The 26,240-nt window shown below is 63.0% G+C and carries 27 protein-coding genes and 1 riboswitch; of the genes, 16 read left to right on the plus strand and 11 right to left on the minus strand.

The window, feature by feature from the left end; all coding sequences use genetic code 11:
- Positions 1 to 232 precede the first annotated feature (232 nt).
- The 8 genes from EO99_RS0120305 (at position 233) to EO99_RS0120340 (ending at position 10,501) form a co-directional block, all read left to right on the plus strand.
- Complete coding sequence (locus EO99_RS0120305) at positions 233 to 1,402, plus strand: ABC transporter substrate-binding protein (RefSeq protein WP_029620417.1); 1,170 nt, start codon at positions 233 to 235, stop codon at positions 1,400 to 1,402.
- Between the two features lie 52 nt (positions 1,403 to 1,454).
- The gene (locus EO99_RS0120310; protein WP_029620418.1) at positions 1,455 to 2,312 is read left to right on the plus strand and encodes a branched-chain amino acid ABC transporter permease; all 858 of its coding nucleotides are present in this window, start codon (positions 1,455 to 1,457) and stop codon (positions 2,310 to 2,312) included.
- Between the two features lie 62 nt (positions 2,313 to 2,374).
- Positions 2,375 to 3,349 (plus strand): branched-chain amino acid ABC transporter permease, encoded by a 975-nt coding sequence (locus EO99_RS0120315; protein WP_029620419.1) that lies wholly within the window; start codon positions 2,375 to 2,377, stop codon positions 3,347 to 3,349.
- On the plus strand, positions 3,346 to 4,092 hold the full coding sequence (locus EO99_RS0120320; protein WP_029620420.1) for an ABC transporter ATP-binding protein: 747 nt from the start codon (positions 3,346 to 3,348) through the stop codon (positions 4,090 to 4,092). Before EO99_RS0120315 ends, EO99_RS0120320 begins: the two co-directional genes overlap by 4 nt.
- On the plus strand, positions 4,089 to 4,811 hold the full coding sequence (locus EO99_RS0120325; RefSeq protein WP_029620421.1) for an ABC transporter ATP-binding protein: 723 nt from the start codon (positions 4,089 to 4,091) through the stop codon (positions 4,809 to 4,811). The genes EO99_RS0120320 and EO99_RS0120325 overlap by 4 nt, the downstream gene beginning before the upstream one ends.
- A gap of 119 nt (positions 4,812 to 4,930) precedes the next feature.
- Entirely contained in the window at positions 4,931 to 5,683 is a 753-nt protein-coding gene (locus EO99_RS0120330; RefSeq protein WP_029620422.1) for an SDR family NAD(P)-dependent oxidoreductase, read from the plus strand.
- A gap of 75 nt (positions 5,684 to 5,758) precedes the next feature.
- A complete protein-coding gene (locus EO99_RS0120335) occupies positions 5,759 to 7,261 on the plus strand; it encodes an acetyl-CoA hydrolase/transferase family protein (RefSeq protein ID WP_029620423.1) in 1,503 nt (500 codons plus the stop codon).
- 141 nt (positions 7,262 to 7,402) lie between these two features.
- Entirely contained in the window at positions 7,403 to 10,501 is a 3,099-nt protein-coding gene (locus EO99_RS0120340) for a response regulator (RefSeq protein WP_156034920.1), read from the plus strand.
- Positions 10,502 to 10,538: 37 nt separating this feature from the next.
- Here EO99_RS0120340 and thiD read toward each other — a convergent pair whose 3' ends face one another.
- The 4 genes from thiD to EO99_RS0120365 form a co-directional block, all read right to left on the minus strand.
- Complete coding sequence (gene thiD / locus EO99_RS0120345; protein ID WP_029620425.1) at positions 10,539 to 11,339, minus strand: bifunctional hydroxymethylpyrimidine kinase/phosphomethylpyrimidine kinase; 801 nt, start codon at positions 11,337 to 11,339, stop codon at positions 10,539 to 10,541.
- A complete protein-coding gene (thiE, locus tag EO99_RS0120350) occupies positions 11,336 to 11,971 on the minus strand; it encodes a thiamine phosphate synthase (RefSeq protein WP_029620426.1) in 636 nt (211 codons plus the stop codon). Before thiE ends, thiD begins: the two co-directional genes overlap by 4 nt.
- On the minus strand, positions 11,968 to 12,774 hold the full coding sequence (gene thiM, locus EO99_RS0120355) for a hydroxyethylthiazole kinase (protein WP_029620427.1): 807 nt from the start codon (positions 12,772 to 12,774) through the stop codon (positions 11,968 to 11,970). Before thiM ends, thiE begins: the two co-directional genes overlap by 4 nt.
- A 44-nt stretch (positions 12,775 to 12,818) precedes the next feature.
- Positions 12,819 to 12,913, minus strand: a riboswitch (TPP riboswitch).
- Positions 12,914 to 12,970: 57 nt separating this feature from the next.
- Positions 12,971 to 14,656: a glycoside hydrolase family 13 protein gene (locus EO99_RS0120365; protein ID WP_051679992.1), complete on the minus strand. Its 1,686-nt coding sequence runs from the start codon at positions 14,654 to 14,656 to the stop codon at positions 12,971 to 12,973.
- A gap of 123 nt (positions 14,657 to 14,779) precedes the next feature.
- Between EO99_RS0120365 and EO99_RS0120370 the strand changes: the two genes are divergently transcribed.
- The gene (locus EO99_RS0120370) at positions 14,780 to 14,965 is read left to right on the plus strand and encodes a hypothetical protein (protein ID WP_029620429.1); all 186 of its coding nucleotides are present in this window, start codon (positions 14,780 to 14,782) and stop codon (positions 14,963 to 14,965) included.
- Positions 14,966 to 15,041: 76 nt separating this feature from the next.
- On the opposite strand, the gene EO99_RS26430 is transcribed toward EO99_RS0120370, so the two are convergent.
- From EO99_RS26430 to EO99_RS0120390, 4 genes are all read right to left on the minus strand, one after another.
- On the minus strand, positions 15,042 to 16,259 hold the full coding sequence (locus EO99_RS26430; protein WP_051679993.1) for a GGDEF domain-containing protein: 1,218 nt from the start codon (positions 16,257 to 16,259) through the stop codon (positions 15,042 to 15,044).
- Between the two features lie 143 nt (positions 16,260 to 16,402).
- Positions 16,403 to 17,185, minus strand: a complete 783-nt coding sequence (locus EO99_RS0120380; RefSeq protein WP_029620431.1) for an SDR family oxidoreductase — start codon at positions 17,183 to 17,185, stop codon at positions 16,403 to 16,405.
- Between the two features lie 65 nt (positions 17,186 to 17,250).
- Complete coding sequence (locus tag EO99_RS0120385; RefSeq protein ID WP_029620432.1) at positions 17,251 to 17,670, minus strand: hypothetical protein; 420 nt, start codon at positions 17,668 to 17,670, stop codon at positions 17,251 to 17,253.
- A gap of 57 nt (positions 17,671 to 17,727) precedes the next feature.
- Positions 17,728 to 18,144 carry a pyridoxamine 5'-phosphate oxidase family protein gene (locus EO99_RS0120390; protein WP_029620433.1) on the minus strand — a complete coding sequence of 139 codons (417 nt, stop codon included), beginning with the start codon at positions 18,142 to 18,144 and terminating at the stop codon, positions 17,728 to 17,730.
- Between the two features lie 126 nt (positions 18,145 to 18,270).
- On the opposite strand from EO99_RS0120390, the gene EO99_RS26895 reads away from it, so the two are divergent.
- From EO99_RS26895 to EO99_RS0120415, 5 genes are all read left to right on the plus strand, one after another.
- Positions 18,271 to 18,429: a YqaE/Pmp3 family membrane protein gene (locus tag EO99_RS26895; protein WP_037112597.1), complete on the plus strand. Its 159-nt coding sequence runs from the start codon at positions 18,271 to 18,273 to the stop codon at positions 18,427 to 18,429.
- 109 nt (positions 18,430 to 18,538) lie between these two features.
- Positions 18,539 to 19,315: a DUF1194 domain-containing protein gene (locus EO99_RS0120400; RefSeq protein WP_029620434.1), complete on the plus strand. Its 777-nt coding sequence runs from the start codon at positions 18,539 to 18,541 to the stop codon at positions 19,313 to 19,315.
- A gap of 149 nt (positions 19,316 to 19,464) precedes the next feature.
- Positions 19,465 to 20,451, plus strand: coding sequence for a sensor histidine kinase (locus tag EO99_RS0120405; RefSeq protein WP_029620435.1), 987 nt, complete (start codon positions 19,465 to 19,467; stop codon positions 20,449 to 20,451).
- A 93-nt stretch (positions 20,452 to 20,544) separates the two neighbouring features.
- Positions 20,545 to 21,426, plus strand: coding sequence for a TIGR02587 family membrane protein (locus EO99_RS0120410; protein ID WP_029620436.1), 882 nt, complete (start codon positions 20,545 to 20,547; stop codon positions 21,424 to 21,426).
- Between the two features lie 8 nt (positions 21,427 to 21,434).
- Positions 21,435 to 21,845 carry a TIGR02588 family protein gene (locus tag EO99_RS0120415; RefSeq protein ID WP_029620437.1) on the plus strand — a complete coding sequence of 137 codons (411 nt, stop codon included), beginning with the start codon at positions 21,435 to 21,437 and terminating at the stop codon, positions 21,843 to 21,845.
- A 7-nt stretch (positions 21,846 to 21,852) separates the two neighbouring features.
- On the opposite strand, the gene pobA is transcribed toward EO99_RS0120415, so the two are convergent.
- On the minus strand, positions 21,853 to 23,022 hold the full coding sequence (gene pobA / locus EO99_RS0120420) for a 4-hydroxybenzoate 3-monooxygenase (RefSeq protein ID WP_029620438.1): 1,170 nt from the start codon (positions 23,020 to 23,022) through the stop codon (positions 21,853 to 21,855).
- A gap of 91 nt (positions 23,023 to 23,113) precedes the next feature.
- Between pobA and EO99_RS0120425 the strand changes: the two genes are divergently transcribed.
- A complete protein-coding gene (locus EO99_RS0120425) occupies positions 23,114 to 24,016 on the plus strand; it encodes a helix-turn-helix domain-containing protein (RefSeq protein WP_235776889.1) in 903 nt (300 codons plus the stop codon).
- On the opposite strand, the gene EO99_RS0120430 is transcribed toward EO99_RS0120425, so the two are convergent.
- Entirely contained in the window at positions 24,017 to 25,273 is a 1,257-nt protein-coding gene (locus EO99_RS0120430; protein ID WP_029620440.1) for a glycerate kinase type-2 family protein, read from the minus strand. It lies immediately after the preceding gene.
- Between the two features lie 126 nt (positions 25,274 to 25,399).
- Between EO99_RS0120430 and EO99_RS26435 the strand changes: the two genes are divergently transcribed.
- Positions 25,400 to 25,732 (plus strand): hypothetical protein, encoded by a 333-nt coding sequence (locus EO99_RS26435; RefSeq protein WP_051679994.1) that lies wholly within the window; start codon positions 25,400 to 25,402, stop codon positions 25,730 to 25,732.
- A gap of 44 nt (positions 25,733 to 25,776) precedes the next feature.
- On the opposite strand, the gene EO99_RS0120445 is transcribed toward EO99_RS26435, so the two are convergent.
- Positions 25,777 to 26,214: an Lrp/AsnC family transcriptional regulator gene (locus EO99_RS0120445; protein WP_029620442.1), complete on the minus strand. Its 438-nt coding sequence runs from the start codon at positions 26,212 to 26,214 to the stop codon at positions 25,777 to 25,779.
- Between the last annotated feature and the right edge of the window lie 26 nt (positions 26,215 to 26,240).

A 26,240-nucleotide genomic window follows, 5' to 3' on the forward strand; every position in this document is an offset into this window, starting at 1 on the left:
CGCTTAAATCAAGGCTGCCAGCTGCAGCAGCAGCACGCAGATGTGTTCGCAACCCTTGGCGCGGATGGCTGTCGGAATCGCCAGTTGATGTATACATTGCGGTCAGACGCATTCGAGATGTGCTCGACGGACCGACGAGGTTGAGAGCCATATCGATGGTCATAGGGGTGGAGACCTATGGCCGCCGCAGCCATCCCGGCTGGGGTTTTGGGTTCTAAGAGGAGGAGAAGGCATGCTCAAGAGAAGAAGTTTCATGGTCGCCGCGGGCGTGGCGCTGGGATGCCTGATGGCGCTTCCGGCCCAGGCGCAGGAAGCGGTGAAGATCGGCCTCGTATTGCCGATGACGGGACCCTTCGCGTCCACGGGCCGGCAGGTCGAGGCAGGGGTGCGCGCATACATGGCGCTGAACGGCGACGAAGCGGCCGGCAAGAAGATCGAGATCGTGCTGCGCGACGATGCCGGTACCGCCGACCAGACGCGCCGCATCGCGCAGGAGCTGGTGGTCAACGAGGGCGTCAGCATGCTGATGGGCTTCGGGCTGACGCCGCTGGCCATGTCCGTGGCGCCGGTTCTCAACCAGGCCAAGATCCCTGCGATCATCACCTCGGCAACGACCTCGGCCATCATGCCGCAATCGGAATATTTCGTGCGCACCAGCATGGGCGGGCCGCAGTCGGCCGTTCCCGTGGCGACCTGGGCAGTGGAGAACGACCTGAAGCGGGTGGTGACCCTGGTGACCGACTACGGCCCGGGTCATGACATCGAAAAGGGCTTCGTCGACCAGTTCAAGAAGGATGGCGGGGAGATCGTCGAGTCTGTGCGGGTGCCGCTGCAGAACCCGGATTTCGCGCCGTTCCTGCAGCGTGTTCGCGATGCCAAGCCGGATGCCGTGTTCGTCTTCGTGCCTTCGGGCGTCGGCTCGCTGTTCATGAAGCAGTTCGTCGAACGCGGCCTGGCGGATGCCGGCATCAAGCTGATCGCCACGGGCGACGTGACCGACGACGATCTCCTGAACGGCATCGGCGACGCGGCCAAGGGTGTCATCACCGGGCACTTCTATTCGGCCAATCACGACAGCCCGGAGAACAAGGCCTTCGTCGAGCAGGTCCGCAAGACCAACAACATGCGGCCGAACTTCATGTCGGTCGGCGGCTATGATGCCATGCATCTTGCCTATGCGGCCCTGGAAAAGACCGGCGGCGACACCGATGGCACGAAGTTGATCGAAGCGATGAAGGGGATGGAGTGGACGAGCCCGCGCGGGCCGATCATGATCGATCCGGAGACGCGCGACATCGTCCAGGACATCTACATCCGCGAGGTCAAGGAGGTCGACGGCGAACTCTACAACGTCGAGTTCACCAAGTACGAGAAGATCCGCGACCCGAACACGGCCAAGTAACAGACAAGACGGCCGGCCGGTCAACGGCCGGCCGCCCCACCGGTGAGGGCCAATGCTGACCATCCTGTTCGACGGCATCGCCTATGGCATGCTTCTGTTCATCCTGGCGTGCGGACTGACGATCACGCTCGGCCTGATGAATTTCATCAATCTTGCGCACGGCGCCTTCGCCATGACGGGCGGTTACGTCACCGTCGTGATGATGAACCGCTACGGCATTGCCTTCTACTGGTGCCTGCCGGCCGCCTTCCTGGTCAGCGCGGCGCTCGGCGCGATCCTCGAGCGGACCCTTTACCGACAGCTGTACCAGGCGAGCCATCTCGACCAGGTGCTGTTTTCGGTTGGCCTCGTGTTCATGTCGGTGGCGGCCGCCGACTACATCATGGGTGGCCAGCAGCAGTTGATCCAGCTGCCGCCGGAGCTCTCCGGCCGCGCCGAGTTCTTCGGTGTCGGCATTGGCCGATATCGCTTGTTCACCATCGTCATCTGCGCGGCGCTGGCGCTGGCGCTGCAGCTCATCCTGGCGAAGACCAGGTTCGGCAGCCGCCTTCGTGCTGCGGTGGACGATCGTCGGGCGGCGATGGGGCTCGGCATCAATGTCTCTGCCGTCTTCGCGCTTACCTTCGCCTTCGGATCGGGCCTTGCCGGCCTCGGCGGTGCCATGGGAGCGGAAATTCTGGGCCTCGACCCGAATTTCCCGCTGAAGTTCATGATCTACTTCCTGATCGTCGTGGCAGTCGGTGGCACCTCCACGGTCAGCGGGCCCTTTCTTGCAGCGCTGCTGCTGGGCATCGCCGATGTGGCAGGCAAGTATTACGTCCCGGCCATCGGTCCCTTCGTGATCTACGGACTGATGATCATCATGCTGATCCTGCGCCCAGCCGGCCTGTTTGCGCGAGGCGGGCGATGAGCGTGATTACACGGGAAGATGTCGCTCCGGTCGAGGACGGGCAGGACGACCAGGCCCGCGCCATGCGGCTGATGCGCAGGCGAAGCCGGATTCGCTTCTTCGAGTTCATCATCTGGCCGGCTGCCGTTGCGGCAATCTTTCTCCTGCCGTCGAAGATGCTGATCCTGACCGAGATCGCCATTCTGGCGCTGTTTGCCGTGTCGCTGGATCTCGTGCTCGGTTTTGCGGGCATCGTCTCGCTCGGCCATACCGCCTTCTTCGGGATCGGCGCCTACACGGCGGGGCTCTTTGCACGGCATTATTTTGCCGAGCCCGTCACCGGCCTTCTCGTCGCCGGCGTGGTCAGCGGCATCCTGGGGTTTGCGACGAGCTTCCTGATCCTGCGCGGCTCCGACCTGACGCGGCTGATGACGACGCTCGGCATTGCCCTGATGCTCGGGGAGGCCGCCAACCAGATGGGCTGGCTCACCGGCGGGGCCGATGGGTTGAGCGGCTTCAGCCTCGGCCCCATCCTCGGGCTGTTCGAGTTCGATCTCTGGGGCCGCAACGGCTATATCTATTGCCTGGCCGTCCTGTTCGTCACCACCATGGTCGCACGACGCATTGCATTTTCCCCGTTCGGCCTGGCGCTGAAGGCGATCAAGAGCAATTCCACCCGGGCCGCGCTTGTGGGCGTCCCGGCGCGCCGGCGTCTGGTGATCGCCTATACGATCGCGGCGGTAATGGCGGGCTTTGCAGGGGCGCTCCTGACACAGACTACCTCCTTCGTGTCACCGGACGTCCTGGCCTTCCACCGGTCTGCCGACGTGCTGCTGATCCTGGTGATCGGCGGCACGGGCTATCTCTACGGAGGGATCTTCGGCGCGATCGGGTTCACCTTGCTGAAGGACTGGCTGTCCGTCGTGACACCACAATACTGGATGTTCTGGATCGGCCTTCTGCTGGTGATCCTGGTGCTTGTCGGACGCGGGCGGATCGCGCGCTGGATCGAATATATCCCGCAGCGCCTGACGGCTGCGATGGGAGGCAAGCCATGACGGTCGTTCTGGAAACGCGCGGACTGCAGCGGCGCTTCGGAGCCTTCCTCGCCACCAATGATGTTTCGCTGACGGTGGAGCAGGGCGCGCGCCACGCCCTGATCGGGCCGAACGGCGCCGGCAAGACGACGCTGATCAATCTGCTGACCGGCGTGCTGCAGCCGAGCGCCGGCCAGGTGATCCTGCAGGGGGAAGACATTACCCGCATGCCTTCCCACCAGCGTGTCAAGAAGGGGCTGACGCGGACATTCCAGATCAACCAGTTGTTCGCCGACTACACGCCGCTCGAGACAGTCACTCTGGCGATGCTCGAACGGGATGGGCTGGGCAGCAACCTGTGGTCTCCGGTTGCAGGCCAAGCAGATCTGATCGACGAGGCCGCGGCGCTGCTGTCGCGGTTCGGCCTGTCGCCGGTCATGCAGGAGCGGACAGACCGGCTGCCCTATGGAAAGCAGCGGTTGCTGGAAATTGCGCTGGCCTTCGCCTCCAAGCCTCGGGTGCTTCTGCTCGACGAGCCGGCAGCCGGCGTGCCGGAAGACGAACGCCACGAAGTGCTGTCGATCGTTTCCGATCTGCCGGCAGAAGTGACGGTCGTGCTCATCGAGCACGACATGGATCTCGTGTTTTCCTTCGCCAGCCGCATCTCGGTTCTGGTCGCCGGCGCGATCTACGCCGAAGGGACGGTGGCCGAGATCGCTGCCGACCGGGGCGTCAAGGCCGTCTACCTGGGAGAAAGCGCATGACCGCGCCGCTGCTCGCCACACGCAAGCTGGTGGCCGGTTATGGCGACGCCGCCGTGCTGGCCGGGATCGACCTGACGCTCGAGGAAGGGCGGACACTCGCGCTGCTCGGGCGCAATGGAACCGGCAAGACGACGCTCGTCGAGACGATTGCGGGCCTTACCACCCATCACGGCGGCACGATCCACCTGATGGGCCAGGATATCACCCGGATGCGGGCCGACCGGCGGGTCGCGGCAGGGATCGGATGGGTGCCGCAAGAGCGCAATATCTTCAAGTCCCTGACGGTCGAGGAGAACCTGACGGCGATCGCCCGTCCCGGCGTCTGGACCGTCGACCGGGCCTATTCGATGTTTCCACGCCTCAAGGAGCGCCGGCGCAATCTGGGCAGCCAGCTTTCCGGTGGTGAACAGCAGATGCTCGCCGTCGCCCGTGCGCTGATGGTCAATCCTCGTCTGCTGCTTCTTGACGAACCTCTGGAGGGCCTCGCGCCGATCATCGTGGACGAGCTTCTGGCGGCATTGCGGCAGATCGTCGACGGCGAGGGCATGTCAGCGATCATCATCGAGCAGAAGGCGCGGAAGGTCCTCCCGCTGGCGCATGAGGCGATCATTCTGGATCGCGGCGCGATCGTCTACCAGGGATCGAGCAGCGACCTGCTCGCCGATGAGAAGGCTCTCGGGCAGCATCTCGGCGTCGAAAAGGTACCGGCCAGGGTCTGAGACCAAGGTCGTTTGCACCGCGGATGCGTTCCGCAGTCCGTCTCCGGCTTGACTTTGATCAAAGACCAGCCGGCCGCCTCACCCTAGGGTCGCCTCAATCAACGGAAAGGGCGACGAAGATGGAGCGGCAGTTTGCAGGCAAGGTCGCGATCGTGACAGGTGCCGGATCCGGCATCGGCGAGGTGGTCGCCAAGGAACTGGCTGCCTGCGGGGCTCGCGTGCTCGTGGCAGATCTCTACCAGGATGCCATTGACCGGGTGGTTGGCGAAATCTGTGCGAACGATGGCAAGGCGCTCGGCTTCCAGGCCGACGTATCCGATCCAGTTGCCGTCGAAGCCATGGTTGCCTACGCGGAAGAGACCTTTGGCGGCCTCCATCTCGCCGTCAACAATGCCGGTGTCGGCGGCCCGCTCGAGCCTGCCGCAGACTATCCGCTGGACGGCTGGCGGCAGGTGATCGACATCAACCTCAGCGGCGTCTTCTACTGCACGAAGTTCGAGATCCAGGCGATGCTGCGCGCCGGTGGCGGTGCCATCGTCAACATGGCCTCCATCCTCGGCAGCGTCGGTACGGCAGGCGCGATTGCCTATGTGGCTGCCAAGCATGGCGTCCTCGGGCTGACCAAGGTTGCTGCCATGGAATATGCAGCGCAGGGGGTGCGGGTCAATGCCGTCGGCCCCGGCTACATCGACACGCCGCTTCTCGCCAATCTCGATCCGGAGGTATACGAGAAGCTGAAGTCCCTTCATCCGATCGGACGCATAGGCACCTCGGAAGAGGTCGCTGCACTGACCTGTTTCCTGCTGTCAGACCGTGCCTCCTTCATCACCGGCAGCTATCACTTGGTTGATGGCGGCTACGTCGCACAATAAATCAAGCGGCATGACGGGCGAACATCGTGGGACGGTGCCGCTCCTTCCGCTCGCATACCAGATAGAGACCAGTACATGATCGCCGACCGTATCCGCCGCCCCGCGCTTCTCGACAAGATAACAACGGCGGAGGCTGCCGCCGCCCTGATCAAGGACGGCATGATCATCGGCATGAGCGGCTTTACCCGGGCTGGCGACGCCAAGGCCGTGCCGATCGCCATGGCTGAGCGCGCCAAGACGGATCCGTTCAAGATTACCCTGATCACCGGCGCGTCGCTTGGGCATGACGTCGACCGGATGCTGACCGAGGCGCATATCCTCGCGCGACGGATGCCTTTCCAGGCGGACCGGACGCTACGGGCGGCGATCAACCGCGGCGAGGTGATGTTCATCGACCAGCATCTGTCGGAGACGGTGGAGCACCTGAGATCGAACCAACTCGGGCCGATCGACTATGCGATCATCGAAGCCGCGGCGATCACCGAGGACGGCGGCATCGTTCCCTCGACCTCCGTCGGAAATTCCGCGAGCTTTGCGGTGCTGGCCAAGAAGATCATCATCGAGATCAACCTCAGCCAGCCGGCCGAGCTGGAGGGGCTTCACGACATCTACTTTCCGGGGCGCCGTCCCTCGCGCGTGCCGATCCCGGTCGTCGCCTGCGACAGTCGCGTCGGCTTCCCCTATGTACCGATCGACCCGGACAAGATCGTCGCCATCGTCGTCACCGACGAGAAGGACAGCGCGTCGTCGATCGAAGCACCGGATGCCGATACGGATGCGATTGCCGGCCACCTGATCCGGTTCTTCGAGGACGAAGTGGCCAAGGGCCGGCTCGACCTGACGCTGCACCCTCTGCAGGCCGGGATAGGCTCCATCGCCAATTCCGTGCTCAGCGGGCTTGCCGACGGTCCCTTCCATCATCTGCGCATGTACAGCGAAGTGTTGCAGGACAGTACCTTCGACCTCTTCGATGCCGGAAAACTCGTCTTCGCCTCCGGGTCCTCGATCACCCTGTCGACGGCCTGTGCGGAGCGGGTCTTTGGCGATTTCCACAAGTACAAGGAGCACATCGTCCTCCGGCCCCAGGAAATCAGCAATCATCCGGAAGTCATACGCCGCCTGGGCGTCATCGGCATCAACACGGCGCTGGAATTCGACATCTACGGGAACGTCAATTCGACCCATGTCGGCGGCACCCACATGATGAACGGCATCGGCGGTTCGGGCGATTTTGCTCGCAATGCCTATCTGTCGATCTTCGTCACCAAGTCCCTGGCCAAGGAGGGACGGATTTCCTCGGTCGTCCCGATGGTGCCGCATGTCGATCACACCGAGCATGACGTAGACATTCTGGTCACCGAGCAGGGCCTGGCGGATCTTCGCGAGCTGGCGCCGCGGGAACGCGCCCTGCAGATCATCGAGCACTGCGCTCATCCTGATTTCAAGGAAGCGCTCTCCGACTATTTCCGGCGCGCCTGCGCTCGAGGCGGCCATACCCCGCATCTTCTGGAAGAGGCGCTGTCCTGGCACGAGCGGGCCCGGGGAACGGGAAGGATGGTGCCGTTGACGCGAATATAGAGGCGCTGCAAAACAGATATCTGCATCTGGCAATCCTGTCCTGCCGCCCTAGCTAATGCCGGTCATGACGCCTTTCGCAAGATACAGATTCTGTTTTGGGCCGGGTGGACGTCGTCGATGCCGCCTGCTTGGAACCTTTCTATGACCGCATCCGCGTCCGCGACCGCATTTCTCAACCATAACGGCGAACTTGCCCGGCTCATTGCCGCCTTCGACTGGAGCCGCACGTCGCTGGGGGATATCAGCCAGTGGCCCCAGGGTACGAAGGCCGTGGTGTCACTCATCCTGCAGTCTCCGGTTCCGATCGTCACCCTTTGGCACGAAGACGGCGTGATGATCTACAACGACGCCTATTCCGTGTTCGCGGGAGGCCGGCATCCGCAACTTCTCGGCTCCAAGGTGCGTGAGGGCTGGTCCGAGATTTCCGAATTCAACGACAACGTCATGAAGGTCGGGCTGACCGGACAGACCCTTGCCTATACCGACCAGGAGCTGACGCTGCACCGGCGCGGGGTCCCCGAGCAGGTCTGGATGAACCTCGACTATTCGCCGATCATGGATGATGCCGGTCGTCCCGTCGGGGTCATGGCCATCGTCGTCGAGACCACGGGCAAGGTGCGGGCGGAACGGCATTTGCGCGGAGAACGCGAGCGGCTGCGCAAGATGTTTGAGCAGGCGCCAGGCTTCATGGCGACGCTGGTCGGGTCTGACCATGTGTTCGAAGACGCAAACTCTGCCTATCTGGCGCTGGTCGGCAATCGCCCGATCGTCGGCAAGCCTGTCCGGGAAGCCCTGCCGGAGATTGTCGGCCAAGGCTTTATCGCCATGCTCGACGAGGCGCGGGAGACCGGACAACGTCATATCGGCCGCAGCGTCCCCGTGACACTCGCCCGCACGCCCGGATCGCCTCCGGAAGAACGGTTCATCGACTTCGTGTTCCAACCTATCCTGGACGAAGCGGGCCGCCCGGACGGCATTTTCGTCCAGGGCAACGATGTGACCGAGCAGCGCCGAGCGGAGCTGGCACTGCTGCGCGAGAAGCGGCACCTTGAAGTCCTGAACAGGCTGGGGGCGGAGCTTGCCGCTGAGCTTGACCTGGAAAAGGTCGTGCAACTGACCACCGATGCAGCGGTCGAGCTCACGGGAGCAGCCTTCGGGGCCTTCTTCTACAATGGGTTCGATGAAAAGGGCGAGAGCTATCGGCTCTATGCCCTCTCGGGTGCTGACCGATCGGCATTTGAGAATTTGCCGATGCCGCGCAACACGGAGGTTTTCGCGCCGACCTTCAAGGGGCAAGGCGTCGTGCGTTCGGGCGATATTCTTGCCGATCCGAGATACGGCCACTCTGCTCCGCATTTCGGAACGCCCCAAGACCACCTTCCCGTTCGCAGCTATCTGGCCATCCCCGTCGTTTCCAGATCGGGCGAAGCCATCGGGGGATTGCTGTTCGGCCATCCGGAGCCGCACCGTTTCGAGGAGGAGCATGAACGGCTGCTCGTCGGCGCTGCCGGTCAGGTCGCGATTGCGCTCGACAACGCGCGGCTTTTTCAGGCGGCACAGAACGAACTGGCCGAGCGCCGGCGCGCAGAGGAGGCCTTGCAGGAGCTCAATGCGCGCCTTGAGCAGAAGGTCGCGGAAGAGATTTCCGAGCGCATGAAGGCAGAGGAAGCGCTGCGGCAAAGCCAGAAGATGGAGGCCCTGGGGCAGTTGACCGGAGGCGTCGCCCATGACTTCAACAACCTGCTACAGGTGATTTCCGGCAATCTGCAGCTTCTGTCGCGCGATGTGGCCGGCGACGAGAGGGCCGAACGACGCGTCGAGAACGCGCTGTCCGGCGTCCAGAGGGGGAGCAAGCTGGCCAGTCAGCTGCTGGCCTTCGGCCGTCGCCAGCCGCTGGAACCGAAGGTGGTCAATGTCGGCCAGTTGCTGCGCGGCCTCGACGACCTGCTGCGACGGACGCTCGACGAGGACATCGACATCGAAATCATCACGGACGGCGATCTCTGGAATACCTTCCTCGATCCGGCGCAGATCGAGAACGCCCTGCTGAACCTCGCCATCAATGCGCGCGACGCGATGGACGATGGCGGCAAGCTGACCATCACGGCAAGCAATGCCATTCTGGATCAGGCCTATACGAGGCAGGAAACGGATGTCGCTCCCGGAGAATATGCCCTGCTGACGGTTGCCGATACCGGAACCGGAATGAGCCAGGACGTGCTTGCGCAGGTCTTCGAACCATTCTTCTCGACGAAGCCGGTGGGAAAAGGGACCGGCCTCGGGCTGTCCATGGTCTACGGCTTCGTCAAGCAATCCGGCGGGCACATCAAGATCGACAGCGAAGTCGGTCGCGGAACGACGGTCAAGCTGTACTTCCCACGCATTCGTCGTCGAGAGGATGCCATTGCGGCTCCCGATGACGGGGCCATCGTCGGGGGAACGGAGACCATTCTCGTCGCGGAGGATGACGAGCAGGTCAGAGCCACGGTCGTGGAGATGCTCAGCGACCTCGGTTATCGCGTCCTGAAGGCGAAGGATGCGGCAGCCGCACTCCAGGTCGTCGAGAGCGGCGTGGCACTCGACCTCGTCTTCACCGATGTCGTGATGCCAGGGCCGGTCAAGAGCACGGAACTGGCCCGCAGGGTGCACGAGCTTTGTCCCGATGCCGCCGTCCTGTTTACCTCCGGATACACGCAGGACTCGATCGTTCACGACGGTCGCCTCGACGCCGACGTCGATCTCCTGTCCAAGCCCTACTCACGGGAAGCGCTGGCACGCAAGGTGCGTCAGGTGCTGAACAATCAACAATACCGCAATCGTACCCGCGCCACAGCCGAGAATGGCGATGCGGCTGCCACGAAGATGGATCGTAATGCCATGCCAGTCTACCGCGTTCTGCTTGTCGAAGACGACTTCCTGATCCGCATGAGTACCGCCGACATGCTGGCTGATCTCGGCCATCAGGTCGAAGAGGCGGCCAATGCCGAGGAAGCGCTGACGTTGCTGGAGACCGGCAGCTTCGACATCCTGATGACCGACTATGGGCTTCCTGGCATCAGCGGCGGTGAATTTGCCCGTAAGGCCCGGAGCCTGGCGCCGGAGATTGGCGTTGTCTTTGCCACGGGAAGAGACCGTATCCCAGACGACGGGGCGGTTGAGGGCGCCATGCTGTTGAAGAAGCCGTTCGTCACCGAGGAGATTGCCCGCGCATTTTCCGAGATGCGCAGCGCAGAGGTCTGATCGTTGTGGCGCCGAGCGACCGGGCTGTGGTTGTCTCCTACCACCACTGGTGGAAGTGATGCACCGGTCCGTGCCCGGCTCCGACGGACAGCTCTTCCGCGCGGGCGATCGCAGCGGCGATATAGCCCTTGGCTTCCGTCACGGCCTGGACCGGATCCAGCCCCTTTCCGAGCTCGGCCGCGATGGCGCTCGATAACGTGCAGCCGGTGCCATGGGTGTTGCGCGTCGCACTCCGTCTGCCTTCCAGCCAGGTGAGCCTGCCACTGGCAGCGAGAACGTCGGGACTTTCATTCGATGGAAGATGGCCTCCCTTTATCAAAACCGCACGCGGCCCCAGCGCCAGAAGCCTTTCGGCCTGATGGGCCATCGTGTCTCGATCACCGGCCTCCGCTTCGCCGAGCAGCGCGGCGGCCTCCGGCAGATTTGGCGTGATCAGGGTCGCAAGCGGAAGCAGCCGCCGGTTCAGGGCTTCTACGGCATCCGCGGCCAGAAGCGAGGCGCCGCCCTTGGCGACCATCACCGGATCGACGACGACCGGAACTCCTTCGCCGTGTTTCGTGAGGGCATCGGCCACCGCTTCGGCAATCTCGGCCGTTGCGATCATCCCGATCTTGACCGCATCGACACGGATGTCTGCGAAGACGGCGCGGATCTGATCGGCGACGAAGGATGCCGGCACGAGATGCACGCCGGACACTCCTTGCGTGTTCTGGGCCGTCAATGCCGTGATCACGGCCATGCCATAGGTGCCCCGCGCAGCGAATGTCTTCAGGTCCGCCTGAATGCCGGCACCACCGGAGGGATCCGAGCCCGCGATGGACAGGATGTTTGCGATCATCGGCGCGCCTCCTCGATTTCCTGGGCAAGAGAACGGGCCGCGGCCTCCGGATCCGGCTGGCCGCAGATGGCCGACACTACGGCAAGGCCATGCGCACCGGCTGCAAGAACCGGCGCGGCGTGACCCTGCTTCAGCCCGCCAATCGCGACGCTAGGGACGGGTGCTACGGCAACGATACGCGCGAGGCCATCGAAACCGATCGGCGTCTTGTGGTCCGGCTTGGTGCCCGTGGCAAAGACGGGCCCGATGCCGACGTAGTCGACGAGACCTGCCTCCACCTGGCGCGCCAGTTCCTCCGTCTCAACCGAAACGCCGAGGATCATCGTGTCCGGGATGCGCCGGCGTGCGGCCGTGGCGGCGAGGTCGCTCTGGCCAACGTGGACGCCCTCGGCGCCAAGAGCGATGGCCGCCTCCACGTCGTCGTTGACGATCAGGGGGACGCCGGTGCCGGCAAGTGCGCTCTGCAGTGCCCGACCAGTTTCGATCATGGCAGAGGTGTCCGCCGTCTTGTCCCGCAACTGCACCATGGTCACGCCACCGGCAACGGCCATTCTTGCGGTTTCCACCATTCCGATCCCGCGGCAGAGCTCGGGATCGAGCACCAGGTAAAGAGAGAGGTCAAAGCGCTTCATAGCATTGTGATCCTTGCTTCGGCGTCGAGTCTTTCGCTGCCGAGTGCCGACAATGAATCCAGAAACAGCGTCTGGAAGGATCCGGGGCCACGGGCCTGTTCTCCGGCATCCTCCCCGCAGACGGCAAACAGCGCGAGTGCGGCGATTGTCGCTTCGAAGGGCTGGTCCGGGGTGCTGGCGGCGAAGGCGCCGACCAGGCAGGTGAGGGCGCAGCCAAGTGCCGTCACTTTCGGCATCAGCGGCGATCCCCCTTCAATCGTGGCCGATCGGGTGCCGTCGGTGACGAAATCGACATCGCCTGTCACGGCTACGACGCAACCATGTCGCCGTGCCAGCGTCAGAGCAGCGTTCCGGGCTGCCATGGCACTGTCGCCGCTATCGACGCCCTGGCCGCGGGATGCTTCGCCGGCGAGGGCCATGATTTCGGAGGCATTGCCGCGCAGGATGGTGGGCTCCAGCGCCATCAGCTCACCGACGACCCGTCTGCGGAAACCGGTGGCGTAGTGGGCGACGGGATCAAGCACCCATGGCTTGTCGACGTCCTTGGCGGCCCTGGCCGCTGCCAGCATGCCGGCCACGCCGCCGGCCCAAAGCGTACCGATGTTGATCGTCACGGCACCGGCGATCCGGGCGAATTCTCCGGCCTCCTCTTCGGCACTGACCATAGCTGGCGATGCGCCTGCGGACAGAAGCACATTGGCCGCTATGTTCATCGCTACATCGTTGGTGATGCATTGGACCAGGGGATTGGCCTGGCGCATCGCGGCGAGAAGAGTGCCGCAGGAGGGAGTTGTTTTCGTCATTCTAGATGCCCCTTTTGGCGGGGCAGGCGCAGGCGACATTTCTGAAATGCGCCATCGCGACTCCCTCCGCCAGCATGATCTGGTTCAGGTTCAAAGGGTCCTTCTCAGCCTGCAATCGCAGACGCCCCTGTCGAGGTCGAAACTTACAGAAAAAGCGTCGATTGTCACCCGCCAATCCAGGTGCGCCGGGTGACACCTAAACCTTCTCGAGGTCGCAGAGCAATGCGAAGGCCTCATAAGGGCGCAGGGTCACGGTTTCCCCGATCCTGTCCATGTCGGTATAATTGCCGATGAGGCAGCGCCCCTGCACATGCAATTCATCCGGCATCGTCACGGTGACCTCATGCGGCCTGAAGTTGGCGAGAACGACCAGGCGGTCCCCTTCCAGCGTTCGGCTGTAGACAAAGACATCGGGGTGCTGATCGAGCCAGGATTGGTACCGGCCATAGACGATGACCTGATGGTGCTTGCGCAGGTCGATCAGCTTCCGGTAGTGGCTCCAGATCGACTGGTCGTCGTCAACCTGAGTTTCCGCATTCACGGTCGCAAAATTGGGATTCACCTCGATCCAGGGCGAGCCGGTTGTGAACCCGCCCTGCGGCGCGCTGCTCCACTGCATCGGCGTGCGGGCATTGTCCCGTCCACTTTCATTGGCGCCCCGAATGAAATCGTCCGGCGACAAGCCTGCCTCCACGTGAAGGCGGTGCATGTTGAGCGTTTCGATGTCCTTGTACTGGTCGATCGACGTGAAGGGGACGTTGGTCATGCCGATCTCTTCACCCTGGTAGATGAAGGGGGTGCCCTTCATCAGGTGCAGAACCGTCGCCAGCATCTTTGCCGATTCCACGTGGAAGCCGGTGGTGTCGCCATAGCGGGAGACAGCCCGCGGCAGGTCGTGGTTGACCCAGAACAGGGAGTTCCAGCCATCCTCGGCGAGCGCCGTCTGCCATTTGCCGAAGACCGCCTTCAGCGCGATGAGGTCAAACGGCCTTGGCCGCCATTTGCCGTAGGTCTGATCCCAGAACTGGGTAACATGCTCGAACTGGAAGACCATCGACAGTTCCCGCCGGTCGCGACCGGAGTAGAGCAGGGCCGATGTGGGCGTGGCGCTCCACGCCTCACCCACGGTCAGGACATCGCGGCTGCCGAAGGTCTCGCGGTTCATTTCCTGCAGATAATCATGCAGATGCGGGCCGTCACTGGTGATGCCGGCATCCACCTGTTTTCCGATCAGGTCGATGACGTCCATGCGAAAGCCGGCGATGCCACGGTCGAGCCACCAGTTCATCATGCGGTAGACCTCTGCCCGCACCTGCGGATTTTCCCAGTTGAGGTCCGGCTGGCGGCGCGAAAAGAGGTGCAGGTAATATTCGCCGGTCTGCGGATCCAGCGTCCAGGCCGGACCGCCAAAGGTCGATTCGAGTGCGCTCGGCAGTCCGCCTTCCGCGGACGGGCGCCGCCAGATGTAATAGTCGCGATAAGGATTATCAGTCGAGCTGCGCGCTTCCCGAAACCAAGGATGCTCGTCGGATGTGTGATTGACGACAAGGTCCAGCACGATGCCGATGCCGCGCTTCCTGGCCTCGGCGACCAGCCGATCGAAATCGGCGAGCGTGCCGAACTCCGGGGCAATGCCCTGGTAATCGGAAATATCGTAGCCGTTGTCGTCCATCGGGGAAGTGAAGATCGGCGAGAGCCAGATCACGGTTATTCCGAGCGACTGGAGATAGTCCAGCCTGGAGATGATACCCGGGATGTCGCCGACGCCATCGCCGTCGCTATCGCAGAAACTGCGGGGATAGACCTGGTAGACGGTGGCAGTGTGCCACCATTTGCGGTCGATCGCCGGCGTCGCAAGCGGCTGGGGTGCTGGCTGGCTCATGGGCGGTCTCCGTTTGCGGGTTTGTGCGTGACGAACGCTGGATAACAGCCAGGGTTCCGCATCCCGGGAACATCAGTCTGGTCGGACGGTTGGGAGAATAGACACAACGGCAAGGAGGTTCCTATGAACAGCAAGCTCCCACCAGTCCCGGAAGAAAACCGCAGCCACAAGGGCGCAGGCGAACCGGCGACGGCAAACCCTTCCGAGGGTGACGCGATTGATCCTCGCGGCAAGAACTTCGACAAGCAGGGCCAGCAGGGCAATACCAAGGTCAACACCACGAACCAAGGTTACCAGCAGGACCGCTAAATCGTCATTCTCGCTCGGACTGGTGCCGACGGAGCCCTCCAGCTAAAACCTCGTGGGCTTCGCCAACCTCCGCGTATCAAGCCAGTCCGGCGGCATGATCCGAAGTCGATAGGTCGGTGTCGCTCGCCTCTTCGCTGGCGGAAACGCGATTGCGCCCGCTTTGCTTGGCCTGGTAGAGGGCACGGTCGGCCCGGCGTAGCAGCTCGTCGGTCGTGGTCTTCTCGTTTGGCTCGAGGCTGAGGGCGCCTATGCTGATCGTCTGCCTGGGCGGGCTGCCGGCAAGCGACGAGATGTCCATCAACTTCACCGCCACCCTTGCCTGTTCGGCCGCGCGCAGAGCTTCCGTCGAGCCTGCTCCGGGCATCAGGACCGCGAATTCCTCGCCGCCATAGCGTGCCACCAGACTTCCTTCGACCCAATTACAGGACGCCAGGGCTGCGGCCACCTTCTTCAGGCATGCGTCGCCCGTCTGATGCCCATAGGTGTCGTTGAACAGCTTGAAGTGATCCACGTCGATCAGCAGCAGGGAAAGCGGCATCCGGTTTTCGGCAGCCAGTCTCAGGGAGGATGCCAGCCGATCATCGAGCTGACGCCGATTGGCAAGGCCGGTCAGACTGTCGGTGGTGGCAAGGACTGCGAGCCTCGCGTTGGCATTCTCCAGCTCGCTGTTCTTCTCCAGGATCTGCTCGAGCAGCGTTTCGGACAAGCGCTCTGCCTTCAACTGCCGCAGCCGCAGCTTCACCATCATGACAATGAACGAGATCAGGAAGCCCAGGTAGATCACTGCGGCGGGCACCATGAGATAAGTGCCATCGAGAAAGGCTGCGGCGCTGATCGGCCCCAGAATGAGCAGGAGATTGAAGACGGCGGTCCCCGGCATCATGTAGGCCCGCGCGGCGACGCCCTGGGCGATGGCGCAGGCGACCGCAACAACAAGCAGCTGCGTGCCCTGCGTGGCGCCCATCAGAAGTACGCTTCCCGCCGTGCCATAGCTGGCGCAGGAAAAGAGGGAGCCTGCGACGAAACGATAGGCCCACACCTTTTGAAGAAGGTCTGCATCCCGCCGGATGTAATGCCACTGCAGCGCTGCCCTCACTGCAAGTGAGATGAGCACTGTTGCCAAGGCAATGACAGCGCTCCACTCGGCTCCTGCCATGGCCGCGCTGATTGCCGCCAACATCATCCCGGCGGTCGCCGCGAGGTGTGGGGTGAGGCTGAAGAGCTCCGCCAGCGTCTCCTGCTTCTGCTGATCCGAGCTGATTTCGGCGCCGGAAAAAGCAAAAGGATTCAGCATGGATAGTGTCGGCATAGTCATCACTCCGCTACCCATGCCTTAGCGATCTGTTGTTAACGGAAAGTAAGGACTCGCTGGCGTCTGGCGATTTGCAGAGCTTTTTGCCGGCCGCTGCGTCAAAACGTCCAGTGGCAAGAGCGGGCCTAGCGTAACAGGCTTTGGCCGCCGTCCACGAAGATGGGGACGCCGGTCACGTGGCGTGCGCGGTGGGAGGCGAGAAAAAGGATGACGTCTGCCACGTCCACGGATACGCCGGCCGTGCCTTCGGTCAGCGGGATGTCCCCTTCCGCCCACTCGACCGGGACTGCCGTCTCGTCCTCGTCCCTGATATGGGTATTATCCTGAATATCCGTATCGATCTTGCCGGGGCAGACAGCGTTGATGCGTATCTTGTGGCGACCGAGTTCTACTGCAAGCTGCTGCACAATGGCCACCTGGGCAGCCTTTGTGGCCGAATAGGCGGTCGCGCCTGGAGACGTGAAGGTGCGATTGCCGTTTATCGACGAGACGATGATGATCGAGCCGCCGCCATGCGCCTTCATGTGCGGGACCGTCGTGTTCAGCGTCAGGTATGTGCCGCGCAGGTTGACGCGGATGGTCTGGTCCCATTCTTCCGGCTTCAGATCATCGATGGGTGCCCAGACGCCGTTGATGCCGGCGTTTGCCACGACGATGTCCAGCCTTCCATAGGTCTCCACGATCTTGTCCACCGCAGCCCGCATGGCGGTCTCATCGGCGACGTCAGCATCCAGCGCGATTGCGGTGCCGCCCCTGGAGGTGATTTCCGCCACCGTCTCGTCCAGCTCGCTGCGCGTACGCCCTAGCACCCCGACCTTTGCGCCTTCGCGTGCCAGCGTGACTGCGGTCGCCTTGCCAATTCCGGATCCGCCGCCCGTTACCAGTGCTACCCGTGCCTGAAGTTCCATGTTGTTCATCTCTCTGCTGTTTGCTCGCCGTGGTGTGGTGGCGGTCGGACCGGCAAGGGGACTATCTACGCGTCGACCCTGCCATCCAGAATCTCGAGCCCGATCCGGTACTTGCTGCCATCGCGGCCGGTGCGTTGGGCTTCCGTCAGGTTGTCGGCAAGATCGGCGCGCTTTACCGTTCGTGCCAACGCATTCCTTGCACCCCGGCGGACGAGATCGGCGTGATCCTCCCCCGGCCGCTTGGTCAATGCGTCGACCGCTGCGATGACCTCTTCGGCAAAACCTTCCTGCCGGAGGCGCGCCAAGCTCCAGTCCGGTGCTCTTTCCAGAACATCGTGCAGCCAGGCGACCGTCGTTTCCGTCTCTCCATAGACCGAACCGGCAACCCGCGAGACATGCTCGATGACCAGTCCGCCAGTCTTCTTCGTCTGTCCCTGAAGGGACTGCTCGGCAATCTGGCGCGCCCTGTCGACCCCGGCCGTCATGGCAAAGCTCTTTCGAAAGGCCTGAACGCTGCGCATGCGACCAGAAGAAAATGCATACTACAGGACAATCTCGCCTTCCTCCTCGCCTTGCCAATAGTGGATCCGTGTCGCACGAACCTTGATCATGGCGACGCCCGGGGTTTCGATTCCGTTCTCGAACCACTTGTCGAGATCCGGGTTCCAATGGTCCTTGAATGCCGACCGGTCCCGAACGACTTCGGCTTTTCCTTCCACGGCGATCAGGAAGTGCTTGTCGGACTGGAGGCCAAGAGAGACATTGGCATCGCGCCCGATCTCGCCGATCATGTGGGAGTCTTCCCAGGTGAAGTAGTAGGAGTCGCCGTCGTAATCCACGTCGCGGTTGTTGCTCATCGGGCGGGCGGCGATGGCGCCGTTTTCGGCGTGGGTGGAGAGCATCGTGATGTCGATATCGCGCATCACGGCCGAAATCTCGGCAAGCGTCTTGCTACTCATCGGGAAGCTCCTTTTCTGATGCGGCCACAACGGCAGGATCGGCGCATGTGTTCCGAAGTCGTTGCCGGACAATTGAACTTGTCGGCGTTTCAGGCGTTGTAGCGCCATCAATCTTGGAGACTGATCTTGGACATTATCCGTATTCTGCTCGCATTCTTGCTGCCCCCGCTTGGGGTGTTTCTTCAGGTGGGGCTCGGGTTGCATTTCTGGCTCAACATCCTGCTGACGTTGTTTGGCTGGGTACCGGGCATCATTCACGCGCTGTGGGTGATCCTGAAGAAATAGGCCTTCATAGCGGCGGCAGGCTCACCAAGAGTTGAACCTGCCGCCGGACCAGGCGCTCACACCTGGAAGGTCCTGTGTTAGGGTAGGCCACTGACGCTGTGAGGTGGCCATGCTTGCAACAGTTGCATTGATGCTCAGCTTCTCGACCGCACCGTCCCTGCTGGCCCAAACCACCGCGGCCGGCGAGGTGGACGTCGAGTTGGTTCTCGCCGTCGATGTCTCACGGTCGATGGATTACGAAGAAGTCCGGATCCAGAGAGAGGGGTATGTGGCCGCCCTCCGGCACCCCGACTTCTTCAATGCCGTCAGAAACGGCCTCGTCGGGAAAATCGCCATCAGCTACTACGAGTGGGCGGGCGCCGTCGACGAGACTTCGGTGCTGGATTGGCAGGTGATTGAAACTGCCGAAGACGCTCAGGCATTTGCTTCCAGGCTGGAAGAGCGCCCGATCGGGACGCAGCGGCGCACATCGATCTCCGCAGCGATCGCCGAGGGTGCCACGATGCTCCTCACAAACGAATTCCGCGGAATGCGGCAGGTGATCGACATCTCCGGCGACGGGCCCAACAATGTCGGGCAACCGGTTGCGCCGGCGCGAGACAAGGCGGTCGATGCGGGTATCATCATCAACGGACTGGCGATGATGCTGCGACCTTCCGGCGGCGGCACTCCTCTCGACAGCTACTATGAGGACTGCGTCATCGGTGGACCCGGTTCCTTCGTGCTGCCTGTCCACGAGATCGAGGATTTCGCCATAGCGGTCCGTCGCAAACTGGTCCTGGAGGTCAGCGGCAGGACACCTGCATCCGACATCCGCAAAGTCGCGGAAGAAAGAACCGACTGCATGATTGGGGAGCGCCAGTGGCGAAACTACCTCGATCGGTGATGTCGAGTCCGCCTGTTCGAGACGTCCTAAAGTTGGCGAGGCCAAGGTGGCTTTGCCCAATCAGGTCATCTCTCACGCAGCCGGCAACTTTCTGATCAAGATTTTCTCGCGACCTTGACGGTTGCAGGGCCGCGGCTACCTATCGTGCCATGGTCAAGCAAGACGTCGTGGGCGAACAGCTTTTTGAAGAACTCGCCGACAATGCTCCAGTCATGATATGGCGCGCCGGCGCAGACAAGCTCTGCGATTTCGTCAACGCGCCGTGGCTGCAATTCACCGGCCGGCCGCTGGAGAAGGAACTGGGCGCCGGGTGGATGGAATGTGTTCACCCCGACGACCTGAGCCGCTGTCTTGAGGTCTACAACAGCGCCTTCGACCGCCGCGAAGCGTTCTCGATGGACTACAGGTTGCGGCGCCACGACGGCGCCTATCGGTGGGTCGCCGACAATGGCAAGCCGTTCACGCGCAACGGCCAGTTTGCCGGCTATTTCGGGTCCTGCGTTGACGTGCATGACCGGAAGGAACTCGAGGGCGGCCGCAAGGACCTGATCAGCGAGCTCAACCATCGGGTCAAGAACATGCTGGCCACCGTCCAGGCGCTGGTGCGGCAGAGCCTTTCGTCGGCCATGATGCCGAAGGACGTGGAGCAGCGCCTGACCACGCGCCTGATGGTGCTGTCGAGAACCCAGGAGTTGCTCGCCGACAACAGCTGGCGGGGCGGGGATCTGACGTCGCTCGCGGAACGCATTCTCCAGCTCACCGCTCCCAGCGCCGACCGAATGAAGGTCGACGGCCCGGAGGTGTTCATCGTGCCGGCGCGGCTGCAGTCGCTCGCCATGGCTCTCGGCGAACTCGGCCTCAACGCCCGCCAGCACGGCGCCTGGTCGTCCGGTGCCGGGCGAGTAGAGCTTCGCTGGGAATGGCTTGAACCGGACGGGCTTCACCTTCGGTGGCAAGAGTACCAGGGGCCGGCGGTTTCCACGCCGCAAAGACGCGGGTTCGGGCTTCGTCTCCTGCAGGGAATGCTGCCCGGCGAGGCGGGCGGCAAGACCGATATCCAGTTCGAACCCCGGGGAGTCATCTGCGACATCACGCTGCAAATCGCCATGCCGCCGGGAAGCCGTGAATCAGGATGAAGCGTTCTCAGCGAACGACGATATGCTGACGCCAGCGCTGGCCGACTAGCTGATGCACTTGACCATGGTGCGACCCGCCGAGAGAACCACGACATGACCCAGCAATCCGGCCTGAGCCAAGGACAGGTTCCGCCAAGATCGCAGGCCTCGCGACAGTTCCTTGTCGGCCTGGGCCGCGGCGGGGCCGGAGCCCTGATCTTCGGCCTTCCGATGCTCATGACGATGGAACTATGGTCGCTCGGCTTCTACATCGAGCGCTACCGGCTGCTTCTTCTGCTGCTGATCAACATGCCGTTGCTTGTCGTCCTGGCGCGTCGGATCGGGTTTGAGCAAACCTCCACCTGGCGTGAAGCCATCCGGGATGCCACTGTCGCCTACGCCATTGCCATAGCCATGAGTGCGGCGGTCCTGTTTTTGCTCGGTATCATCAAGCTCCACGTGCCCGCGACCGAGCTGCTTGGAAAGATTGCCATCCAGGCCGTACCCGCCAGCATCGGCGCGCTGCTCGGGCGCTCGCAGCTTGGTGGCCACCAGGACGATGGGCCGGCCGACGAGGAAGGCGAGACGGAAAGCGAAGTCATCACGAGCTACGGGCGCGAGCTTTTCATGATGGCAATCGGCGCCCTGTTTCTCAGCCTCAACGTGGCGCCGACCGAGGAGATCATCCTCATCTCCTACAAGATGACGCCATGGCATGCTCTGGCGACCCTGGCGCTCTCCATCCTGATCATGCATGCCTTCGTCTATGCCGTTGCGTTCCGGGGCGCGCATCAGCTCAGCCGCGGCACACCCCGCTGGCATGCGTTCGTGCGGTTCACGCTGCCCGGCTATGTCATCGCTCTCGCCATCAGCCTCTACGTCCTATGGACCTTCGGGCGACTGGACGACACCGCGTCGACGCAGGTCCTGATGGCCGCGATCGTTCTTGGCTTTCCCGGCGCCATCGGCGCAGCCGCAGCCCGCCTGATCCTGTAGGACTCCATATGACCATCACCTCAAAAAGCCGCCATACGGAATCCAGCAAGCCAGACTGGCTTGAATGGGCAACAGGCATCGTCTCCGCGCTTCTTGTACTCGGTATCGTCGGCTGGATCGCCGGTCAGGCCATGCTGAATCAGGAGACGCCGCCGGAATTCCGGTCGACGATCCATTCCACCCAGGCGGTGGCGGGCGGGTTCCGGGTCGAGTTCGAGTTGTTCAACGACGGATCGACGACGGCGGCCGCTGTCGAGGTTCGCGGGGAATTGATGGGTGGCGCCGCCGCTTCCGAAGCCGCCCAGGTCACCTTCGATTACGTGCCGGCAAAATCGAGTGCCAGGGGCGCACTCCTGTTTGCCGAGGACCCGGCCGGGCGCGACATCCGGATCCGCGCCATCGGCTATACCGAGCCGTGACGCCCATTCAATACGGCAGACCGACGTAGTTTTCCGCCAGCGCGGTCGAAGCGGCCGTCGAATGCACCAGGTAGTCGAGCTCCGCTTCCTGGATCTTCTGGCCGAAGCCTTCCGTGTCGGGGAAGCGATGCAGCATCATGGTCATCGACCAGGAGAAGCGCTCCGCCTTCCAGATCCGCTTCAGTGCCCGTGGCGAATAGGCGTCGATGCCCGCGGTCGACCGCTCGCCGTAGAACTCCTGCAGGCCTTCGAAGAGGTAGTGGACGTCACTGGCGGCGAGGTTCAGGCCCTTGGCGCCGGTCGGCGGGACGATATGGGCTGCATCACCCACAAGGAACAGCTTCCCGAAGCGCATCGGCTCGGCAACGAACGACCGCAGCGGAGCAATGGATTTCTCGAATGACGGCCCGGTGACCATGGCCTCGGCATGGGCGGACGGCAAGCGACGGCGAAGCTCGTCGTAGAAGCGGTCGTCGCTCCAGTCCTCGATCTTCTCGTCCAGGGCGCACTGGATGTAATAGCGGCTGCGGGTTTCCGAGCGCATCGAGCAGAGTGCAAAGCCGCGCGGATGGTTGGCGTAGATCAGTTCGTGGCTGACTGGCGGAACGTCGGCGAGAATGCCGAGCCAGCCGAAGGGGTAGACCTTCTCGAACGTCTTGATCGCCGCTTCAGGAACCGACTTGCGGCTGATGCCGTGGTAACCGTCGCAGCCTGCAATGAAATCGCAGTCGATGCGGTGGGTCGTGCCATCCATCTCGTAGGTCACGTAGGGCTGTTCACCGGCAAAGTCGTGCGGCGTGACGTTGCCGGCTTCATAGATCGTGACGCCTCCCGTCGCCTCGCGCTTGTCCATCAGGTCATGGGTGACTTCCGTCTGGCCGTAGACCATGACGCGCTTGTCGGTCAGGCCGAAGAGGTCGATCCGGTGGTCCTGCCCGTCGAATGCCAAAAGGACGCCCTCGTGCGGCAGGCCCTCCGCATGCATCCGGTCGCCGGCTCCGGCGCGATCCATGAGGCGGACCATTCCCTCCTCGAGCACGCCGGCACGAACCCGGCCAAGTATGTAGTCCTTGCTCACCCTGTCGATGACGATGTTGTCGATGCCGGCGTTGGTGAGCAGCTGTCCGAGCAGCAGGCCCGAAGGCCCGGAGCCGATGATGGCGACCTGGGTGCGCATGTGATGGATCCTCCCTGAACTTGCGAAATGCTAATCGGGGGGCGGTGCAGCGGAAATGGACTTTCGCATCCTGTTATGGGACAAATCGAACATGGAAAAGAAAATGCTGGCAATGGCTCGGCAGGTCCCGACTTTTGACCTCTATGGGGAGCAGGGCGCGCAACGTCCTGATTTCTGGGTCCATTGCGAGACGATTGCTGCCCGCAGCAGCACCTATCAATGGGAAATCGGCCTGCATCGCCACGAGCGGCTGTTCCAGCTCCTGTACATTCGAAACGGCGCCGGCGACGCCCTCTTCGAGGGGCGGACGGTCACGCTCGCGCCCCCGTGCATCGTGGTGATGCCGCCCGGGATCAGTCACGGCTACCGGTTTTCCCGCGACGTGGAAGGTTTCGTCATCACCGTGGTGGTCGATCAGCTGCGGCTCATCGCCGAGCTTCACAAGCGGCCTCAGGATTGGCTGGCGACGCCGCAGGTTCTGTCGCCGGAGGGGGAAGACGGAGGTTACATCGATGCGACCATCGTGCGGATCGCCGAAGAGTTCGAGGCGCGACGGACGGGCCGCAACGATCTCATCGATGCCTATATCACCACGGTGCTGATGCTCATCGGTCGTCGTGCGGCGCCACAGCTTTCCGATGCCGGGAAGGATGCGCGTCAGCTCCGCGTCGAAACGTTGAAGGAGCTGATCGGCAGGCACTTCCGCGAGCATCTGCCGGCGGCGCATTATGCCCAGCTTCTCAATCTTTCGCCGACGCATCTCAACCGGATCGTGCGCGACGTGACGGGGGTGTCGGTGCATGATCTCATCATGGCGCGCATCATCGACGAAGCGCGGCGGGCACTGGTGTTCACGCCGTCCAGCATCCAGCAAATTGCCGACAACCTCGGATTTTCGGATGCCGCCTATTTTTCCCGCTGTTTCCGCAACAGGACCGGGCAGACCCCCGGAGCCTTCCGCCGGAATGAGCGGCAGAAGCTCAGTGCGGCATGACTAGCGGATCAGGATTGCGCGGAAGTCATTGACGTTGGTGCCGGTCGGGCCGGTGACGAAGAGATCGCCGATCGCTTCAAATCCGGAATAGCTGTCATTGCCGGCGAGAAGCGTGCGGCCATCGAGGCCCGATGCACGCAGGCGCCGTGCCGTCGTGCCATCGACAAAGGCGCCGGCATTGTCCTCAGAGCCGTCGATGCCGTCGGTGTCGGCGGCAAGCGCCGTCACGGGATGACCGTCGATCGCCAGGGCAAGTGCCAGGGCGAACTCGCCGTTGCGGCCGCCGCGCCCGCCCTTTCCGCGCAATGTCACGGTGGTTTCACCCCCCGACAGCAGGACCGCCGGCCGCGGGAACGGCCGCCCCCGCAGGACTACCTCCCGGGCAAGCGCCGCATGCACCAGCGCCACGTCGCGAGCCTCGCCCTCGATGGAGTCGGAGAGAATGAACGGCTGCAGACCGTGGTCCCTGGCTGTTTTTGCGGCCGCTTCCAGAGAGACGCCTGCCGAGGCCACCACATGATGCTCATGGCGGGCAAACGCGGGGTCATCCGGATGGGGCGCATCGGCTGCGGGGGAGCGAAAATGCGCAATCATCCTGTCGGGTAACTGCAGGCGGTATTGCTCGATGACGTCAAGCGCATCCTGTCGGGTCGTGGCGTCCGGAACGGTTGGACCGGACGCGACGAAGGCCGGATTGTCGCCCGGAATGTCGGACACGATGAGGGTCACGACCCGTGCCGCCGTGGCGGCAGCCAGACGTCCGCCCTTGATGGTGGAAAAATGCTTGCGCACGACATTCATGGCCGAAATCGGCGCGCCGGATGCCAGCAGCATCTCGTTCAGGGCGATTTCGTCGGCGAGCTCGAAGCCTTCGGGTGGGGCGGGCAGAAGCGCGGAACCGCCGCCGCAGACCAGGGCGATGACGAGGTCATCCTTGCCGAGACTGCCGATAGTCTCCATCAACCGGCGGGCACCGGCAAGGCCGGCTTCGTCCGGAACCGGATGCGCGGCTTCGATGATCTCGATGGAGCGGGTCCGGCAGCCGTAGCCGTAGCGGGTGACGACAACGCCGGAGAGCGGCTGCGGCCAGAGGCTTTCCAGCGCGGCCGCCATCTGCGCCGCACCCTTGCCAGCCCCGACCACGACCGTGCGGCCCTGTTGCGGCGGATCAGGAAGATGCTCTCGAATGCCGCTGAGCGGATCGGCTGCCGCGACCGCAGCGCGGAACAGCGCCGTCAGCAGATCCCTGTCATCCATCCGATCCTCCCCCCATTCCCTTGCCGTCACCCGTCAGTTCTCGGTCAGATTGCGCCCCTTGAGCTGCCGGAACAAACGCCGGGGCGACGGGTTGTCCGTGGAACCCTGCATGAGGAGCACGAGAGCATGAGCGAACATCTCACGCAAGCCAGCTATCCGGGCGAAATCGATATCAAGGGAGATCGATCGCCCGTGACTTACAAGCTCAAGGCTAGCAAGGAAGACGACGGTGCCATCCACGTGGCCATCAGCCTGACTGCGCCGCGAGACTGGCTGTTGAAGCACGGCTTTCGACACGAGGCGACGCTGCGGCGCCAGGGGGGCGAGACCGTTCCTGTTCGATTCGAGGAAACCTTGAACGTGGCCGACAATGTCGCCGTCACATTGCGCGCGGATGAAGTTCTCTGCGCGAATATGGACGAACTCAATCGGTCGTTCCCGGAGCTGGCGAAAAGCTGATCCCTTCGAACAGGCGCCTGGCGGCGCCACTCGTCGTTTACAGATCAAAGGCGTGCTTTCGTGCTGCGTGGCGTGGCCAGCAGAAGATTGGTTTCGCTGGCGGTGATCCCTGGCATCAGGCGGATGCGTCTCAGGACGCTGTCAAAGTCAGCCAACGTCGCTGCCCCCAGCTCTGCAATCAGGTCCCAGCGGCCGTTGGTGGTGTGGATGGATGAGATTTCGGGGAGGGCACCGAGAGCGGAGATCACCCGGTCCGTCACCCGGCCTTCGATCTCGATCATCATGATGCCGCGGACCGGCAGTTCCACCGCGTCGGCTCTGAGGATGACGGTGTAGCCGATGATGCTGCCGTTTTCCTCCAGCTTCTCCATCCGGCTCCGCACCGTGGCGCGAGACACTCCAAGTTCGATCGCCAGATCGGATATGCTGCGACGAGCGTTGTGGCGCAGCAGCGTGATCAGCTTGCCGTCAAGATCATCCATGTCATTTTGCTCATTTCTGCTGCCGT

The organism is Pseudorhizobium marinum, from assembly GCF_000705355.1.
GTDB classification, from domain to species: domain Bacteria; phylum Pseudomonadota; class Alphaproteobacteria; order Rhizobiales; family Rhizobiaceae; genus Neorhizobium; species Neorhizobium pelagicum.

Bases quoted from the DNA above. Each gene is read 5' to 3' on its own strand.
- EO99_RS0120305 (WP_029620417.1), top strand. From the start codon at position 233: ATGCTCAAGAGAAGAAGTTTCATGGTCGCCGCGGGCGTGGCGCTGGGA.
- EO99_RS0120310 (WP_029620418.1), top strand. From the start codon at position 1,455: ATGCTGACCATCCTGTTCGACGGCATCGCCTATGGCATGCTTCTGTTC.
- EO99_RS0120315 (WP_029620419.1), top strand. From the start codon at position 2,375: ATGCGGCTGATGCGCAGGCGAAGCCGGATTCGCTTCTTCGAGTTCATC.
- EO99_RS0120320 (WP_029620420.1), top strand. From the start codon at position 3,346: ATGACGGTCGTTCTGGAAACGCGCGGACTGCAGCGGCGCTTCGGAGCC.
- EO99_RS0120325 (WP_029620421.1), top strand. From the start codon at position 4,089: ATGACCGCGCCGCTGCTCGCCACACGCAAGCTGGTGGCCGGTTATGGC.
- EO99_RS0120330 (WP_029620422.1), top strand. From the start codon at position 4,931: ATGGAGCGGCAGTTTGCAGGCAAGGTCGCGATCGTGACAGGTGCCGGA.
- EO99_RS0120335 (WP_029620423.1), top strand. From the start codon at position 5,759: ATGATCGCCGACCGTATCCGCCGCCCCGCGCTTCTCGACAAGATAACA.
- EO99_RS0120340 (WP_156034920.1), top strand. From the start codon at position 7,403: ATGACCGCATCCGCGTCCGCGACCGCATTTCTCAACCATAACGGCGAA.
- thiD (WP_029620425.1), bottom strand. From the start codon at position 11,339: ATGATCGCAAACATCCTGTCCATCGCGGGCTCGGATCCCTCCGGTGGT.
- thiE (WP_029620426.1), bottom strand. From the start codon at position 11,971: ATGAAGCGCTTTGACCTCTCTCTTTACCTGGTGCTCGATCCCGAGCTC.
- thiM (WP_029620427.1), bottom strand. From the start codon at position 12,774: ATGACGAAAACAACTCCCTCCTGCGGCACTCTTCTCGCCGCGATGCGC.
- EO99_RS0120365 (WP_051679992.1), bottom strand. From the start codon at position 14,656: ATGAGCCAGCCAGCACCCCAGCCGCTTGCGACGCCGGCGATCGACCGC.
- EO99_RS0120370 (WP_029620429.1), top strand. From the start codon at position 14,780: ATGAACAGCAAGCTCCCACCAGTCCCGGAAGAAAACCGCAGCCACAAG.
- EO99_RS26430 (WP_051679993.1), bottom strand. From the start codon at position 16,259: ATGCTGAATCCTTTTGCTTTTTCCGGCGCCGAAATCAGCTCGGATCAG.
- EO99_RS0120380 (WP_029620431.1), bottom strand. From the start codon at position 17,185: ATGGAACTTCAGGCACGGGTAGCACTGGTAACGGGCGGCGGATCCGGA.
- EO99_RS0120385 (WP_029620432.1), bottom strand. From the start codon at position 17,670: ATGACGGCCGGGGTCGACAGGGCGCGCCAGATTGCCGAGCAGTCCCTT.
- EO99_RS0120390 (WP_029620433.1), bottom strand. From the start codon at position 18,144: ATGAGTAGCAAGACGCTTGCCGAGATTTCGGCCGTGATGCGCGATATC.
- EO99_RS0120400 (WP_029620434.1), top strand. From the start codon at position 18,539: ATGCTTGCAACAGTTGCATTGATGCTCAGCTTCTCGACCGCACCGTCC.
- EO99_RS0120405 (WP_029620435.1), top strand. From the start codon at position 19,465: ATGGTCAAGCAAGACGTCGTGGGCGAACAGCTTTTTGAAGAACTCGCC.
- EO99_RS0120410 (WP_029620436.1), top strand. From the start codon at position 20,545: ATGACCCAGCAATCCGGCCTGAGCCAAGGACAGGTTCCGCCAAGATCG.
- EO99_RS0120415 (WP_029620437.1), top strand. From the start codon at position 21,435: ATGACCATCACCTCAAAAAGCCGCCATACGGAATCCAGCAAGCCAGAC.
- pobA (WP_029620438.1), bottom strand. From the start codon at position 23,022: ATGCGCACCCAGGTCGCCATCATCGGCTCCGGGCCTTCGGGCCTGCTG.
- EO99_RS0120425 (WP_235776889.1), top strand. From the start codon at position 23,114: ATGGAAAAGAAAATGCTGGCAATGGCTCGGCAGGTCCCGACTTTTGAC.
- EO99_RS0120430 (WP_029620440.1), bottom strand. From the start codon at position 25,273: ATGGATGACAGGGATCTGCTGACGGCGCTGTTCCGCGCTGCGGTCGCG.
- EO99_RS26435 (WP_051679994.1), top strand. From the start codon at position 25,400: ATGAGCGAACATCTCACGCAAGCCAGCTATCCGGGCGAAATCGATATC.
- EO99_RS0120445 (WP_029620442.1), bottom strand. From the start codon at position 26,214: ATGGATGATCTTGACGGCAAGCTGATCACGCTGCTGCGCCACAACGCT.